Genomic DNA, 16,108 nt, shown 5'->3' on the forward strand with positions numbered 1-16,108 from the left:
TGAAGGGGAGCAACTCATCGTTGCTCCCCTTCAAGACATTTCAGGCATTGTGCGCAAGAGCCTCAATAAAGGGGTGATCTTTGCCAGTTGGCCCAAGTTTGGCAGCGCCGCCAGGCGAACCTAGCTCGTCAAAGAATTCCGAATTCACCGCCATGTATGGTTCCCATTCTTCGGGCACATCGTCTTCATAGTAGATCGCTTCAACTGGGCAGACCGGTTCACATGCGCCACAATCGACACACTCACCAGGGTGAATATAGAGTGTACGCTCACCTTCGTAAATGCAGTCCACAGGGCACTCATCTACGCAGGCGCGATCCTTTACGTCCACACACGGTAGCGCGATAATATACGTCACGTTGACCATCCTTCCACTAAGTCACTGCGCTCAAGTCTAAGCGGGAAAACTGCGCCTCCCAAGTGCTCAGCATGATATTTTCGACAGAATTTTCTTCCCTATTTCATCTCAGCCGGCTCATTGATAACGTCGCACACCGGCTCCGGCGGAGAAATCAGCCGCAACGAACAGCGTCGACAGGCTGGTAAGTCCACACGTACGAAGAATTCTCTGCCACCTTGCCGGCGTGTGAAACGGTACGCCCAACCTTGACCGAGAAGCCAGGGCCGCCTGCGCCTGATGCTTCACAATCGGCAGCCTTGTTCACACGAGTTGTTGGTTGCTTGTAGGCATAGGGCGAACCTTGATGGATCTTGACGTCCCAGTATTTTGTGGACCATAACTTAGTATGAACCTGACCACCGGATACCCACGTATCGATCACAGCTCCATAGGGAGTGTTGTTCTCCCAGATCATCTTGATCGTCGGTTCCCAGAGCGTCGATTCGAGACCCATCGGGTAGCGCGAGAAATACTTCGAGTGTGGCTGGTGCGAGATGTCTTTCATTCCGGAGCGGTATCCCACATTGAATGTGTTGGTAGACAGCTGGGACAAACCACCGCCCATTGCCGTTGAATTGAAGCCATTCGACACGACACCAGAAGACACAAAACCGTGTGCTGCATCAACCTCGCCGAGCGCTTTTCCAAGATCGAAACGCTCACCGGGCTTAATGAGCGTCCCGCTCACCTTTTTGGTGCCGACGATGAGGTTTGTCGTGCGCACAGAATCTGAGGTCAGCGGAGTCGAAATTTGTGAGACGACTTCACTCACGCCGAGTTTCTTCGCATCCTCCGTGGTGAATTCTGCCTTCTTTGTGGACACCTTCGCAGTAATCTGACGTTCACCATCCAACGCGAGGAGATGAGCGGCAAGAGCCTTCGCATCGATCGTCTGACCGTCCTTCGATGGAACAATCCTCACACTCGAGTGATCAACAATCTCGATGCGTGCATCTTCAGGAGCACCGAGGGAATCACCGACCTTGTTCACAACAAGTTTTTCAAGGGCCGCCTCATCCACCGAGAGCTGGGGATTCGCCCCCTTGCTCACTTTAAGCACTGTTGCAATTGCTGCCGGATCGAGGTCAGCGGATTTCTGCCCCACTTTCACGGACACATTCGATCCCAACAAAGGCGAAATTTTTTCATCCACGAATGCATTCAGCTCTTGAGCTGTTACCTTCGGCGCGAGTTCATCAACTGGCAAGGTGATCGGCCCGCTGACTCCAAGCCATCCGCGCAAGACTTCTGCCTTTGCTTCGCTGAGTTTGATCCCATGGCCCGGCTTGTCGGGAGTAACTCGAGCCTTACCTCCGTCAAGTGAGAGTGTGGCATCGAGGGGATCAGTATTTGTCTCTTTTGCCGCGTCGGCGAGAACCTTTGTGAGTTTTTGGTCATTTGCACTCAGCTGTGCCGGCACATTTTTGACACCGGAAAACTCGGCAATAATTCTCAAGGGATTCATCGTGAATCCAATGAGCGGTTTCATCGTGGCGTCATAGTCAATCGCGATCCCCATCGCGACGGGATCGATTTTGGTGGACTTCTCCCCCACGATAACCTCACGTTTACCGTGGAGTTGATCGGAAAGCTGGGCGTCAATTTTTTTCTTGGCATCTTCCACCGACAGCCCACCAACGGGGACACCTGCCACCGACGTGCCAGAGGCTATGTGCCCGCCTAGATAGGCTTGGGCGCCGATGTAGGCAGCTGCCACAATTGCTACAGCGCCCATAACGAACGGCCATTTGTGTTTCTTCGCCACGGTCATGTTGTCCTGATTCTCTTGAACTGGGGGTGTGTCAGACAATGTGTACTCGGGCTGCGGTACCGTGTCACGTTCGAATTGTTGGACGCCGTCTGTTGGCGTTGTTGATTCGTCGCTGTACGTGCGGCGACGCCATGCGTCGAGAAGATTATCGTTCTCAGACATGTTTCTTACCCCCGTTTCACACCATCAGGCGTGGATATGTGCGTTATCGTCCATCTTTCTGTTGAAGAGTTTAGCAATGATGAGCCCAGCGATGGACGCCAAAGCAGACAAGATCATCCATGCGATCGACACACCGGCAGTGGCCGAAACATAAATATCGTTTGCCGGTGGCGCCAGCAGCAACCACCCCGTCACTGCCCAGACGCCAAGCCCGTATCCAGACCAGCCAGCGATATGCACGCGCTCAGCGACAGCCCATCCACCCGCTGTCACCAAGAAAAAACCAAGAACGAGGCCCACCCAGGGCGCGTTCAGAGTTCCGGCATGAGCAACCACGCCGATTCCACCTGTTATCGCCCCAAGGAGAGCCCCGATCATAAATTTCATTTACCGGCCGCCCGCTTCCTGCGCGAAGCCTCACGGAAACGATCCTGAGAATTCAAGATCACCTTGCGCAGACGAATCTTCTCTGGTGTGACCTCGATGCACTCGTCGTCGGCAGCGAACTCAATCGACTCCTCAAGCGTCATGTGATGGCGCGCCTGAAGAGTTTCGAATACATCTGCGGTCGCCGAACGCATGTTGGTCATTTCCTTGGCTTTAACGATGTTGACGTCCATATCTTCATCACGCGAATTCACGCCAACAATCATGCCTTCGTAGACTTCGTCGCCTGGATCGACGAAGAATGTTCCTCGATCTTCGAGGCGCTGCAATGAGAATGCCGTCGCCTGGCCTTGACGATCCGACACAAGAGAACCGGTGGTGCGCGATTCAATCTCGCCCGCCCAAGGCTTGTAGCCCTCAGAAATCGAGGCAGAGATGCCGGTTCCACGTGTTTGTGTCAGGAATTGAGTCCGGAAGCCGATCATTCCACGGCTCGGCAGGAGGAACTCCATACGAACCCAGCCTGTGCCATGGTTTGTCATGGTTTCCATCTGCCCCTTACGGGCGGCCATGAGCTGCGTGACGGCGCCGAGATATTCTTCAGGAACGTCAATCGTTGCACGCTCCCACGGTTCATACACTGCACCGTCGATCACTTTGCGCACAACCTGCGGCTTACCAACGGTGAGTTCGAAGCCTTCGCGGCGCATGGTTTCGACCAGAATTGCAAGCGCGAGCTCGCCGCGATCCTGGACTTCCCATGCGTCCGGGCGGTCGGTCGGAAGCACACGGATCGAGACGTTACCGATGAGCTCCTGCTCAAGACGATCACGAACCTGTGAAGCAGTGAGCTTGTGCCCCTTCTCCTTGCCTGCGAGTGGCGAGGTATTGATTCCGATCGTCATCGAAATCGAGGGATCATCGATATGGATCTTCGGCATCGGGCGCGGATCTTCGAGATCCACAAGAGTCTCACCAATCATAATGTTTGGCATACCTGCGACCGCGACGATGTCGCCCGGGCCAGCTTCCGTGGCTGGGATACGCTCAAGACCCTGCGTGCGCAAAAGTTCAGTGATGTGGACGCGCTCCATGTCCGAGTCTGGGCCGTTCATCAAACCAACCCAGGCACCCTTGGTTAGAGTTCCGGAGTAGATGCGAACCAGAGCAAGACGTCCCAGGAAGGGCGAGGCATCGAGATTCGTCACCTGAGCAATGAGTGGAGCTTCCTCGTCATACTCGGGAGCTGGAACGTATTCCAAAATCGTACGGAACAGCGGCTCAAGGTTCTCCGACGCTGGCAGTTCCCCGTCGGCAGGTTGCGTGAGATCCGCGCGCCCAGCCTTCGCCGATGCATAAACTACTGGAATTTCAAGGAGTCGATCGAGATCGAGTCCCTCCGTATCTTCGATATCAGAAGCCAACGACAGGAGGAGGTCTTGAGTTTCATCAACGACTTCGCTGATGCGGGCGTCTGGGCGGTCAACCTTGTTGACCACCGTGATCACGGGGAGGTTTGCTTCGAGAGCCTTGCGCAGGACGAAGCGGGTCTGTGGTAGAGGGCCTTCTGAAGAATCGACGAGGAGCACCACGCCGTCAACCATGGACAGCCCGCGCTCAACTTCGCCAGAAAAGTCGGCGTGGCCGGGGGTGTCGATAACGTTAATGAGAATGCCATCTGGGGAGCCAAACTCGGCTGCAGAAGGCCCCTTGTAGGTAATCGCGGTATTTTTCGCAAGAATGGTGATGCCCTTCTCACGCTCAAGATCGCCACTGTCCATGATTCGTTCGCCGGTCTTCTCCACCGAGGTGTGCGCGTCGAATGCGCCGCCCTGCCAGAGCATACCGTCCACCAGGGTGGTTTTGCCGTGATCAACGTGTGCCACGATGGCCACGTTACGAATGCCGTTGCGCTTCATTTATGTCCTTTGCATTAAATCTTGCCTTGCGCAACTTTACGCGGATCACTTCGGGCGCCCAAGACCTCGCGGGTAAAGTGCGATGAAATAAACACGTTTCAGATACTATGAGATGTATGACACATCCGCGTTCCGTTCCTTTTCGTTGCGGCTTTCTTACTCGTCCTACCGACGTCGGTGCTCGCCACGATGCGACAAGCGCCTCTACCGGCGCCCAGATCTATTTTGAAGAACACGGAAATCCTGACGGTGTCCCGGCTTTGTATCTCCACGGCGGCCCAGGTGTCGGCTTGGGAAAGCGAACGTGGACTGAGCTTTTTGACCCACACGTGTGGCACTTGGTGGGAATGGATCAGCGCGGCTGCGGGCAATCCACTCCCCGCGCTCGTGATCTGGGTGAGGATCTGTCATCCAACACCATCGGCGCATTGATTGACGACATTGAAGCGTTGCGGATTGAGCTTGGAGTGGAACAGTGGGTCATTTACGCGGTGGGCTGGGGAACGACGCTCGCCCTGGCATACGCTCGGGCCTTTCCCCAGCATGTGCGAGGCATGGTTTTGCTTGCACTGACGACGACGTCGCGGTGGGAAGTGGAGTGGATGAGCCAAAATGTTGCCACCGTTTTCCCCGAGGCGCATTTTGCCCTCGAACAAGCCGTTGTTCGTCTCGAAGCCGAGGTAGCCGCACTGGAACGTCTCTTACGAAAAGGCGAGCCGGAGGCCGACGTCGATCAGTTGCGTTTCATTGAGCGCGTTGCGCGACTTGTTTCTTACTCGGACTCTTCGGTTCGCGAGCGCGCGATCCAGGCGTGGTTGGCGTGGGATCATGCCCATGTTTCACTGGGGATGCAGCGTCCGCAGCCGCCCGCCCGTCGCGCCGACGATGCCAACGCCGATTTCGCGATTCTCACCACCCACTATTGGGCTCACGACGGTTTCTTGGAGGTGCCATTGCTTCGCGATTTGGGTGGCGCAGCCACAATCGAAACCGAGATCATCCACGGGCGCATGGATGTTTTTGGTCCGCTGGGAACCGCGTGGCGCCTTTCTCGTCTCATGCCGAATTCACACCTGACAGTGGTTGAAACGGAAGGCCACAGCGGGCCGGAAATGATCGCACATGCGCAAGAAGCGCTCACTCGGATGGCGCAATCTGATGGCCCGAGGCACGCAGGCACACCAACAATCATTTCGCGCTAGATATTTCACCTCATCCTCAGTTGTCACGAACCAGCGTGTGAATAAATACGTATGCCATTTCTCCCTCCCAGAGTAAGTTTGCTCCGTCTTCACTTTGAGCATGGGGTGGGGTGGTTTATCCCGTCCAAATGTGGTGACGCGAATGCGATCGGCGCCGGGATGCACTGATTAGGCAGGCTGTAATAACTGCACCAAACATACGATTCACTTTCATAAGAATCACTTTTCTTTAGTGTCGTGGCTTTGATTGGATAATGGTGAGCGTGATGACCAGTGGGCGATAGTCACGCAGTAGAGTCCGATTGCGAGCCACACGTTGTTTGACCAAATTGCAAAGCCCAGGAATATCACCGTGCTAATGAAATCAGCGAAGGCATGTGGAAGCCGCTGACCGGCAAACTTCACGCGCACTAAGAAATGCTCCCTTCCCCCTGGGTCATCAGTACTTTAAACGCTCTTTCGGTCTTATTAGCTCCAATTCGAGGAGCCATAGGTAAAAGTAGTTGGACGCTCTCGCCGCCAGCGGCGAAAACTGCCACAATAGAGGGCATGAAACTTCGCCTCGTGGGAAATGGTTATCGCTTCTACGCCTATGTCGGCTTTGCGATGGCTGCAGTGATTGCTGCGGCATCAACATATAACGGCGGCCTGTGGGAGCTTACCCAAACACTTCCGCTTATCGCGCTTGTCACGGCGGCTGCGTGGGTTTTCTCGTTTCATTCCTTTGTTGAAATCGGCCCGGGCGGACTCACCGTGGTCAATATCTTCCGCACGTACCACATTCCGTGGAACGACATTGCACGGATCGAACGCCGTTGGGGTCTGTATATTCATCTGCGCACGGGGCGAAAAATTTCCGTGTGGGCAGTACCCCAGAAAGCAGGTGTCTTCTCCAGCGCAAAGGCGAGCCGAATCCGCGGAGTTCGCGGCGAAGGCGGCTACCATGAGCGCCGCGCTTCAGATACCGAGATTTCGCGTACCTTGCGTGGGCAGGACGTTCCGAATATGTCGAGCGGACGAAGCTCGCACCACGAGGACGCCGTAAACTGGGACTGGTCTGATCGCCTGGAGAAACGCACAGTTTCCCTGAGTTGGGCAGCTCGAGAAATTGACGAGCGCCTTGCGCTGTATCGCAACAACCGCGAAGCACGCACGCGTCTGGATGCCCAAGCAATCGACTTTCCAAAAGTGACGACGACGTCGTGGCAGCCACTACCGATCGTTTTGCTCTCCGGTACAGTGCTTGCCACTTACGCAATGATTCGCACGTGGTAAAAGTCCATTGAATGACGAAGGTGGCAGCGCGAGTGCTGCCACCTTCGTCATTTTCCTGTTGTGAGTTCTCAGTCCTGCTGCCAGGCGTGCCACAGCGAGGCGTACTCTCCCCCAGCGTTTACCAGCTCATCATGCGAGCCGAGTTCGCGAACCTCGCCGTCAACCATGACCGCAACCCGATCAGCGTCGTAGGCGGTGTAGAGACGGTGCGCAATCGAAATCACTGTACGCCCCTCAAGCACACGATTCATCGCCTGCTCTGCGCTTCGAGCCGCCGTCGGATCGAGAAGCGAGGTTGCTTCGTCGAGAATCACGATTGCAGGATCCAGCAACACGATTCGGGCGAGTGCAAGCTGCTGAATCTGGGATGGAGTGAGGTTCTTTTCTCCAGAACCGACCTTCGTTTCCAGACCGTCCTCAAGCACTCCCACCCATGAAGCATCGACGATGTCGAGCGCCCGGCGCAGTTCATCGTCAGTGGCATCAGAGTTCGCAAAGCGAAGGTTGTCCGCGATCGTTCCAGCGAACACATGGTTTTCTTGTGTCACCAGCGCACACGTCGAATGTAACTCTTTCTCCACGATGCGAGTCACTTCCACGCCGCCTACCGTGATCGACCCTGAGCTAGGGGCATTCACCCCAGCGATGAGCCGCCCGAGTGTGGACTTCCCTGCACCAGAGGGTCCGACGATTGCAAGACGTTCACCTGGGCGAATGTCGAGACTCACGTGACGAAGCACGGGTCGGCCGTCGCGATACGAAAACGACACGTCTTCAATCATGACGTCGTCGGCGTCGGGCGCACTCGCACTCGCCACTCGATCAGGAGGAACTTGTCCGACACCGAAGATACGAGCCAGAGCCACCGAAGCAAACTGGAGTTCATCGATCCACCACCCAAATTCGGCAACAGGCCATCCTAGCTGCTGCGCATACAAAGCAACAGAGGTCACCGCGCCAACAGTGGCAAGTCCAAGGCCCACCATCCATGCACCCCAGAGCACTGCCAAAATCATGGGAACGGACAAAATAATGAACGTCGACCCCACATAGATTACGCGCATCCACGAGGTGTAACGTTCGTTATTCCACGATTCCTCGAGGAGAACCATGAAGCGTGTCATGCGTGACCGCTTCATCCCCAGCGCATCCACCGTGGCTGACTGCTCGACAGTCTCCGTGATGTCCCCAGAGAACTCAGCCATCAGAGCCGAGGAAGCCAGATACCCGGCAACTGTACGGCGCAAGTAGCGACGAAGCGCAAATCCGAACGGGACGAAAGCGACAACGACGACGATTCCCACAGCTGGCGCCACCACGAACGCAGCCACAACCGTCGTGATCACCTGGATCGACACAACCATCAATCGTGACAGTCCCGACCTGATGAAGAATTCAACTCGGTTGACGTCTGCGGTGGTTCGTCCAAGAAGATCACCAGTCCCTGCAGCCTCAACCACTGACAGCGGCAGATGCGTAATCGTTTCAACCAGTTGAACACGAAGCAGATTGAAGACCTTCTGTCCGAGCACGCGTGCCTTGTAATCGGCAAACCAGGCAGTCAAGGACTGCAACACCACTGATGCAGCGAGCACCGTGATGTACCAGCGCACCACGTCACCGCCTTTGCCTTGAGCGACAGCGTCGAAAGTTGCACCGATCACCCACGGTGTGACCACAGCAGCCCCCGCAGTGATGAGTTGGATTGTGATAGCCACAGCGAATTCGCCCTTGAAGTGCCCAAGAAGTGCGAGGAGTTCGCGCACGATTGTGCGGTTATTTGCGATAGGGAGCTTCATCAGTTGTCCTCCTCATGCTCCACCTGGGTGGCATCGTTCATTTCGTTTGCGTCGTCTTGCCCAGCGGCACGGTGAACGATCGCGCGGTAACGCGGATCTGTCAGTAACTGTTCGTGGGTGCCGCGAGCCAGTTCGACGACGTTGTTGTCACTGCCCTGCGCGCCAACAAGCACAACTTCGTCAGCTACGCCGAGCATGATCGGCGAGGCAGAAACGACAAGTGTTGTTGTGCCTGCACGCGCAATCGACAGGCGCTGTGCGATACGCGTTTCCGTGTGAGAGTCGACCGCCGACGTCGGCTCAACAAGGATGAGGATCGGCCCGCGAGTGAGCACTGCTCGAGCAAGTGCGACGCGTTGGCGTTGTCCGCCCGAGAGATCGCGGCCACGTTCAGCGATCTGGCCGTCTAGTCCATATTCGAGTCCCTCAACGATGTCAGCGCCGTCGGCTACGTCGAGCGCGCCAATGAGTTCTTCTTCACTCGCTGCTCCTGGCGATTCTTCGTGCGTTCTGCGCGCAATCCCACCTGCAACATCCCCCATCTGCTGAGCGATGGTGCGAACCTTCGGAGCCTCAGCGTGACCTGCGTTGAGGTTCGAGCGTAGGCGCCCTTGGAAAATCTGAGCAACTGCGTCGGACAGGACAATATTTTGGCGTACCTGGGCGAGCGGAACCTCGCGCAGGTCAACACACTCGTATCCTCCGTCGTCGTTTGTCCACCTCAGACGTATCTCCGCAGCGTCGTCGGTGCGCGCAAAACGCTCGGCAAGTGCAGCTGACTGTGCAGGGTTCGCACACACCAACATCGTGATTTTTCCGGGGGCAATCGCGATGCCCGAGGCAACATCCGTCAGTTCGGCAGTGGCCCAATGTGGACGAAGCTCAGCATTCGCACGCGCATCAGACGTGTACGGAGTGAGCGTCGAGACTTTGACAATCCGATCTGCAGCAACGCGCGCATCGGAGATCGACTGGAACATTTGAGTCGCCGTGGACACCGGAATCACTAGGTACGCCGAGTAACCGTAGAAGGCCACCAGCGATCCGATTGTGAGAGTTCCGTCGACGACCTCAGCTATTCCTAAACCGACGATCACGGCAGCGAACACCGATGGAATCGCAGCATTCAAGCCAAAAAGTGTGGCTTGAAGACGTGCAGCATCGATGCCTGTTTCTTCGACTTTTGCCGATTGAGTGGCGTAGCGTTCGTTGTAGATATCCTCACCGCCGACGCCTCGAAGCACACGAAGCCCGGCGACGGCGTCTGCGGCAAGTGTCGTCAAGGCGCCGCGTTCTTTGCGGTTAACATCGAGTTTGGCCTGGAGTGGGCGAACCATTCGTGACATGCCGACGATCACGAGGGGCAATCCGATCACCACGATCAGTCCTAGGTGCAGGTCAGTGATGAGCATCAAAACCGCAATCACAATGAAGGAACAGGTTGCTCCGACGGCGTTGGTGATGGTGTACATGAGGGCGCCGACTTTTTGTGCGTCGGTTGTGGGCGCGGCAACGGCTTCACCAGTAGGCATCTTTTCTTGTCCACCTTCACGAACAGAAGACAAGGAATCCACCATCTGTTTTTGCCAACCGAAGTTCGCGCGCATCCAGGTCATTATGCTGAGTGCTTCTGCCAACGCCCCCACAGCACGAAAGATGATCACTGCCAGGAGCAGCAAGGAACCGGGGATCAGGGACGCCGTCAGCCCGCGGTCAATTCCCGAATCCAACAGAATTCCGAGCGCCCACGGAACTAATGCGGATCCGACAAACACCGCGATTTGAGCGGCTGAAGCAAGCGCAATCAAACGCCAGTTATAGGTGATTGTTGTGCGCAACGGGCGGCTAGTATCGTAGATCGGAATTGAATCGACATTCATCCAACGCGGGAATTCGCGCGGGGTGGGGCCGACCTCGAATTTTCTTAAATTGATAGATGCAGGGGCATTTTTCTTCTGCAGCATTATTATCTCTCTCAACCCACTACTGGGACATTCATCTCTTTGGCCATCATTGGGCATCACTTCACTGGCACGGGCGTATGCCATCAGTGCCAAAATACGGGAAATCACCACACATCAGTGCGGGAGCTAGGCTCGACGCCGCTCAAGAGAAGAGAAGATTCATCATAAGATCAGGGTAACGCAATGGGCAGGAATGATGCAAAATTCGAGCATATTCACCGTGCCAACAAGAAACGGTTGGGACGAAGGATACGCCTTCGTCCCAACCGCTCGTTATCAACCGATAAAATCGATCACTTCATGAAACCAATATTCTCCGAGGGGAAGCTCTCAAACTGGGTTGCACCAAGGTTGGCGAGATCCTTTCGGATGCCGGTCAGAGCCGGACGGTAGTAGAGCGGCAGAACCATGCCAGCATCCCAGATCTTCTTGTCTGCTTCGTTTGCAAGCTTGCGACGTTCATCCTGGTTAATTGTTGTCTTGATCTGATTAAACAGCTTGTCGAGCTCGGGGAGCTTCTGTCCGGTGAAGTTCGAGCCACCGTCAGAACCATAAATCTGGTTCAGGCCACCCATTGGGAAGATCGTGCCAACCCAGGAGAAAGCGATGGACTGGAACTTACGCTGATCGAGTACAGGGCCGAAATCCTGCGATGGAGTGTTCTGCACCTTGACCTCGATGCCGATTTCCTTCATCTGATCTTTAAGGATCGCTGCCTCATTCTCTGAGGATGGAACACCAGTCAGGGCAGAGAATGTGAACGAGGCACGCTTGCCGTCCTTCTCGTAGAATTCGCCATTCTTCTTGTAGCCAGCATCTTCGAGAGTCTTCTTTGCTGCCTCAGGATCGTACTTGATCGCGTTATCTTCGTAGCCAATCTGGCCTGGGAGGAAGACGTGGTTCCCCAATGAAATATCGAGCTTCGAGTATGGGAGTCCAGCAAGATCAGATGCGATGATTTCCTTAGTGTTCACACCCTGGAAAATAGCTTTGCGCAATGCCGGATCCTCGAGTGCGGAGCCCTTGGCAGCATTGAACGTGAAATGGCGCCAGGTGGTTGAGGCAGACATCTTAATGTCAGCATCTTGACGCTTCTTCGCCGTCTCGTACTGAGCCGCAGTGGCGATGTTATCAAACACATCGATCTGGCCTGAAGCGAATGCACCTGGGAGAGCCTGGGTGTCGAGCACACGGAATGAAACCGTATCAAGGAGAGCTGGATCACCCCACCACTTGTCATTGCGCTTCATGATGATGTCACCAGTGCCCGCGTTCCACGAATCAATAATGAACGGGCCCGATCCGTACTGCTTAAGCTCCTTGGTTGGGTCAGTCCACGACTTGAACTTCTCAGGTGTATCGATACCCTTCTTCGGGTACGCATTAGAGAGGGTACCCATCCAATCCGGGTATGGCTTGGAGAAATCAAACTTGACCTGATACTCGTCCTTGCCCTTGGAAACGGAAGCGATTTCAGTCCAGCCATCACGCGAAGCAACGTTGTTCTTCTCGTTGAGCCATGCCTTCCAGGTTGCGTCGTAGTCTTCCCAGGTAATCGGAGTGCCGTCATTCCACACGGCCTTCGGGTTAAGATCCAATGTCTCTTCCATTGCGGTACCCGCAGGAAGATCCTTGTCCTTGACTTCGTACTTGGTGAGGTAATTTGGATTAATATCGACCTCGCCCTTTTCCGAAACTAACCAATTATTCGGCATCGTGAAGGAGAAAAGCGTGCCGTTGTCGACGTTAGTGCCCTCTGCATGTCCGTACAGGAACTGTGTGAGTTTGCCCGACAGCGCAAGGTTGAGATTTCCACCCTGCTTGAGCTTTGCACGATCAACACGAGTGACATCGGAGCCCGGCAGAGCTGGCTTATCGGCAGAAGCGCCATTCTTGGAGGCATTGCCGCCACCACAAGCGCCGAGTACGAGAGCGGTAGCCGCGACGAGCGCGATGCCTGCTGTCTTCTTAACTTGCATATTCTTGGTCCTCCTCTAGGACTTTCATCGAACAACCCTTCCCGGAATACCGGAGAGCGGAAACCTTTGGCCTGTGCAACCTTGGGATACACCGAAGAGTTTCCACGAACTTTATCAAACGAAACCAGTACGTGGTTCATTTGTTCAGTATGCGGAAACTCTTCGGTGCATATTTATGATCAGAAAACCTTGAGCGGTCGATGGTAATAACAGGCTACTTCATGGTCTTTTCCGATCTTCTCGCTCTCCGGATGGGCCTCTTCACAATGACGTTTTTGCTCTGGCAAAAGAGTCTCATATAGTGGACAGCGGGTCACGAAGCGACATCCCATTGGCGGGTTCGCCGGTGATGGAAGATCTCCGTTCAGCAGAATGCGCTCACGAGTACGTTCCTTTTCCGGATTCGGAATAGGAATAGCGGAGAGCAGCGCTTGGGTATATGGATGCTCTGGATCATCGAAAACAGAGTCAACATCACCGATTTCAACGATCTTGCCCAAGTACATTACTGCCACACGGTCAGCGATATGGCGAATCACAGACAAGTCATGCGCGATGAACAGGTAGGACAAACCGAGCTTGGAACGCAGTTCGTCAAGAAGGTTAATAACACCCGCCTGAATCGACACATCAAGTGCTGATACTGGTTCATCAAGAACAATCAACTTCGGTTCAAGCGCAAGCGCGCGCGCGATACCAATGCGTTGCTTTTGTCCGCCGGAAAAGTTACGCGGATAACGATTGACGTGGGCAGGCTCAAGACCCACCATCCCCATCAGCTCTTTAACACGCTCTTCGATCTGATCCTTTGAGTATCCGTTGTACTTGAGAGGCTCAGCAAGGATATCGAAAATCGGCATACGCGGATCAAGCGCTGCCATTGGATCCTGGAATACCACCTGCAGATCCTTACGCAGGTGCACACGATCCTTCTTCGACAGTGTTGAAGTATCCTTACCCAAAACCACAATATTGCCGTCTTGCGGCTTGACCAGGTTCAGTACTTCCATCAGCGTGGTTGTCTTACCTGAGCCAGATTCACCGACAAGGCCAAGGGTCTCACCCACACGAATATCGAAAGACACTCCGTCAACGGCGTGGACTTCTCCTACCTGACGACGGAACACCGCACCCTTCATCAGCGGGAAGTACTTACGCAGATTTTCTACCTTTAACACCTGTTCGCGATCTTCACGAGGGGTGCTGTATGGAGCAGGCACCACCTCAGGACGCGGGTAGATATCTGTGTAGTGGGAATCTTCGTGGCGAATTTCGTCCGCACGAATACATGCCACTTCGTGAGGCATCGGGGACGCCGAACGAACTCCCTTCAACACCGGCTCACCGTCAAGACATTCAAGTTTTGATACCGGGCAACGAGCGGCGAAGGGACACCCCGTCGGCTCAACAAGCATCGACGGCGGGTTACCTTCAACCGATGCCAGCTGATATTCCTTCTTCGAGTCAAGACGCGGCAAGGATCCAAGCAAACCGATAGTGTACGGCATTGCAGAATGATGGAAAATCTCGGACACATCGCCCTTCTCAACGATACGTCCGGCATACATCACTGCCACCTTGTCAGCGATACCGGCAACCACGCCAAGGTCGTGGGTAATCATGATGATCGCCGCACCAGTTTCCTTTTGAGCCTTACGCAGAACATCAAGAATCTGAGCCTGAATAGTCACGTCAAGAGCGGTTGTTGGCTCGTCGGCAATAATGAGATCAGGATCGTTCGCAATCGCCATTGCGATCATCGCACGCTGGCGCATACCACCCGAGAACTCATGCGGAAAAGCCTTCACGCGAATTTCTGGGTTCGGAATACCAACAATCTTGAGCAGCTCAACTGCGCGCTCATAGGCTGCCGTCTTATCCATCTGCTGATGGATCATCAGTGCTTCAACAATCTGATCACCAATCGTATAGACAGGTGTAAGTGCTGAGAGTGGATCCTGGAATACCATGGCAATTGTCTTGCCACGCACGTCGGAAAGGAAACGATCATCGCGGCCGATGAGTTCAGTACCGTGTACCTTCACCGAGCCGGTGATATGTGCACTGGCATCATGCAGGCCCATAATCGACAGTGAAGTCACAGACTTTCCCGATCCTGATTCGCCAACCAGAGCCATTACTTCACCGGAATTGACGGTGAAGTTCACTCCACGCACGGCATGCACCAAACCGTCCTCAGAGGGGAAGGAGACGTTGAGGTCGGTGACCTCAACGACGGGGACTCCAGCCTGTGCCACCGGCAGGTCGTTTGATTCGAACGTTACAGCTTCTTTCTTCCTCATGCTTGTCCTCCAGACTTGGAGCTCGGATCGATCGCGTCACGCATGCCATCGCCAATGAAATTCACGCACAGAAGCATCAACACAAGTGCGCCAGCGGGTGGCAAGAAAATCCACGGTTGGGTGAGGGCTGCAGTTTGGCCGATTCCGATGAGAGATCCCAGGGAAACTGACGGGTACTGAACGCCGAAGCCAAAGTAGGAAAGGCTTGTCTCGGAGAGCACGGCTCCCACCACCCCCAGGGTGAAGTCAATGATCAACCACGATGAAAGGTTCGGCAGAATGTGTTTGACAATAATCACTCGCGACGGCACAGACATGTACTTTGCCGCGTGGACATAGTCGAGACCTTTAATAGACATCGTCATTGCTCGTACTACTCGAGCGGTGAGCATCCACGAGAAGATGGCCAAGAAAATAATTAAAAAGAAAGTGGACCATGCAGATTTGGCGAAGCGCTGCGAGAAAATAGCGATAAAGAGGAACGATGGAACCACCAAGAGAAGGTCAATAAACCATGTTCCGACTTTGTCGACCCAACCACCAAAGAATGCGATCGATGATCCGACGAGAGCAGCAATTGACGTTTGTAGGAACGCCACTGAGAAGCCAATAATCATTGACTTACGCAGACCTTCAATCGTTAAGGCCAGCATGTCACGGCCCTCCTGGCTAGTACCGAAGATATGGCCTTCGGTACCTGGAGGAGCCAAGAAATTCACGCGATCGCGGTCAATATAACTCCACTGGAGAAAATACGGCAGAAAGATTGCAAGCAAAACCAACGTTGCCAAGCCAATGACGCCGGCGACCGCGAGTTTATTACGCATGAAGCGGCGGACAATCAGTTGGTTGCGTGTCAGACGCTGAGTCGCTTCAACGCGCTTTTGCGTTTCTGCTGACACTTTCGCTTTCACTTCACGAGTTTCATCAGTTCTCAAGTTTCCCAT

At 54.6% G+C, this 16,108-nt stretch carries 11 protein-coding genes; 2 read left to right on the forward strand and 9 right to left on the reverse strand.

Annotation, left to right across the window (positions count from 1 at the left end; all coding sequences use genetic code 11):
* Window positions 1–40 precede the first annotated feature (40 nt).
* From fdxA to typA, 4 genes are all read right to left on the reverse strand, one after another.
* Complete coding sequence (gene fdxA / locus ACTOVJ_RS03575; protein ID WP_449501276.1) at window positions 41–358, reverse strand: ferredoxin; 318 nt, start codon at window positions 356–358, stop codon at window positions 41–43.
* Window positions 359–512: 154 nt separating this feature from the next.
* Complete coding sequence (locus tag ACTOVJ_RS03580) at window positions 513–2,333, reverse strand: VanW family protein (RefSeq protein WP_449503715.1); 1,821 nt, start codon at window positions 2,331–2,333, stop codon at window positions 513–515.
* A gap of 24 nt (window positions 2,334–2,357) precedes the next feature.
* Complete coding sequence (locus ACTOVJ_RS03585; RefSeq protein WP_449503714.1) at window positions 2,358–2,720, reverse strand: hypothetical protein; 363 nt, start codon at window positions 2,718–2,720, stop codon at window positions 2,358–2,360.
* The gene (typA, locus tag ACTOVJ_RS03590; protein ID WP_449501279.1) at window positions 2,717–4,639 is read right to left on the reverse strand and encodes a translational GTPase TypA; all 1,923 of its coding nucleotides are present in this window, start codon (window positions 4,637–4,639) and stop codon (window positions 2,717–2,719) included. The genes ACTOVJ_RS03585 and typA overlap by 4 nt, the downstream gene beginning before the upstream one ends.
* 116 nt (window positions 4,640–4,755) lie before the next feature.
* On the opposite strand from typA, the gene ACTOVJ_RS03595 reads away from it, so the two are divergent.
* Both ACTOVJ_RS03595 and ACTOVJ_RS03600 read left to right on the forward strand, forming a co-directional pair.
* Window positions 4,756–5,841: an alpha/beta fold hydrolase gene (locus ACTOVJ_RS03595; protein WP_449503713.1), complete on the forward strand. Its 1,086-nt coding sequence runs from the start codon at window positions 4,756–4,758 to the stop codon at window positions 5,839–5,841.
* Window positions 5,842–6,390: 549 nt separating this feature from the next.
* The gene (locus tag ACTOVJ_RS03600; RefSeq protein WP_449502712.1) at window positions 6,391–7,116 is read left to right on the forward strand and encodes a PH domain-containing protein; all 726 of its coding nucleotides are present in this window, start codon (window positions 6,391–6,393) and stop codon (window positions 7,114–7,116) included.
* A 68-nt stretch (window positions 7,117–7,184) separates the two neighbouring features.
* On the opposite strand, the gene ACTOVJ_RS03605 is transcribed toward ACTOVJ_RS03600, so the two are convergent.
* The 5 genes from ACTOVJ_RS03605 to ACTOVJ_RS03625 all read right to left on the reverse strand — a co-directional run bounded on the left by ACTOVJ_RS03605 (window position 7,185) and on the right by ACTOVJ_RS03625 (window position 16,108).
* Window positions 7,185–8,915 (reverse strand): ABC transporter ATP-binding protein, encoded by a 1,731-nt coding sequence (locus ACTOVJ_RS03605; protein ID WP_449501283.1) that lies wholly within the window; start codon window positions 8,913–8,915, stop codon window positions 7,185–7,187.
* Window positions 8,915–10,879 (reverse strand): ABC transporter ATP-binding protein, encoded by a 1,965-nt coding sequence (locus tag ACTOVJ_RS03610; RefSeq protein WP_449503712.1) that lies wholly within the window; start codon window positions 10,877–10,879, stop codon window positions 8,915–8,917. The genes ACTOVJ_RS03605 and ACTOVJ_RS03610 overlap by 1 nt, the downstream gene beginning before the upstream one ends.
* Before the next feature lie 293 nt (window positions 10,880–11,172).
* Window positions 11,173–12,858, reverse strand: a complete 1,686-nt coding sequence (locus tag ACTOVJ_RS03615) for an ABC transporter family substrate-binding protein (protein WP_449504629.1) — start codon at window positions 12,856–12,858, stop codon at window positions 11,173–11,175.
* Between the two features lie 179 nt (window positions 12,859–13,037).
* Complete coding sequence (locus ACTOVJ_RS03620) at window positions 13,038–15,161, reverse strand: ABC transporter ATP-binding protein (RefSeq protein WP_449502709.1); 2,124 nt, start codon at window positions 15,159–15,161, stop codon at window positions 13,038–13,040.
* Window positions 15,158–16,108: an ABC transporter permease gene (locus ACTOVJ_RS03625; protein WP_449501287.1), complete on the reverse strand. Its 951-nt coding sequence runs from the start codon at window positions 16,106–16,108 to the stop codon at window positions 15,158–15,160. The genes ACTOVJ_RS03620 and ACTOVJ_RS03625 overlap by 4 nt, the downstream gene beginning before the upstream one ends.

The sequence above is a fragment of the Arcanobacterium sp. (ex Cirak et al. 2026) genome (assembly GCF_053585065.1).

Coding starts and splice junctions, on each gene's coding strand:
- ACTOVJ_RS03625 (WP_449501287.1), bottom strand. CDS start 16,108: ATGGGAAACTTGAGAACTGATGAAACTCGTGAAGTGAAAGCGAAAGTG.
- ACTOVJ_RS03605 (WP_449501283.1), bottom strand. CDS start 8,915: ATGAAGCTCCCTATCGCAAATAACCGCACAATCGTGCGCGAACTCCTC.
- ACTOVJ_RS03610 (WP_449503712.1), bottom strand. CDS start 10,879: ATGCTGCAGAAGAAAAATGCCCCTGCATCTATCAATTTAAGAAAATTC.
- ACTOVJ_RS03615 (WP_449504629.1), bottom strand. CDS start 12,858: ATGCAAGTTAAGAAGACAGCAGGCATCGCGCTCGTCGCGGCTACCGCT.
- ACTOVJ_RS03595 (WP_449503713.1), top strand. CDS start 4,756: ATGACACATCCGCGTTCCGTTCCTTTTCGTTGCGGCTTTCTTACTCGT.
- ACTOVJ_RS03600 (WP_449502712.1), top strand. CDS start 6,391: ATGAAACTTCGCCTCGTGGGAAATGGTTATCGCTTCTACGCCTATGTC.
- ACTOVJ_RS03620 (WP_449502709.1), bottom strand. CDS start 15,161: ATGAGGAAGAAAGAAGCTGTAACGTTCGAATCAAACGACCTGCCGGTG.
- ACTOVJ_RS03580 (WP_449503715.1), bottom strand. CDS start 2,333: ATGTCTGAGAACGATAATCTTCTCGACGCATGGCGTCGCCGCACGTAC.
- typA (WP_449501279.1), bottom strand. CDS start 4,639: ATGAAGCGCAACGGCATTCGTAACGTGGCCATCGTGGCACACGTTGAT.
- ACTOVJ_RS03585 (WP_449503714.1), bottom strand. CDS start 2,720: ATGAAATTTATGATCGGGGCTCTCCTTGGGGCGATAACAGGTGGAATC.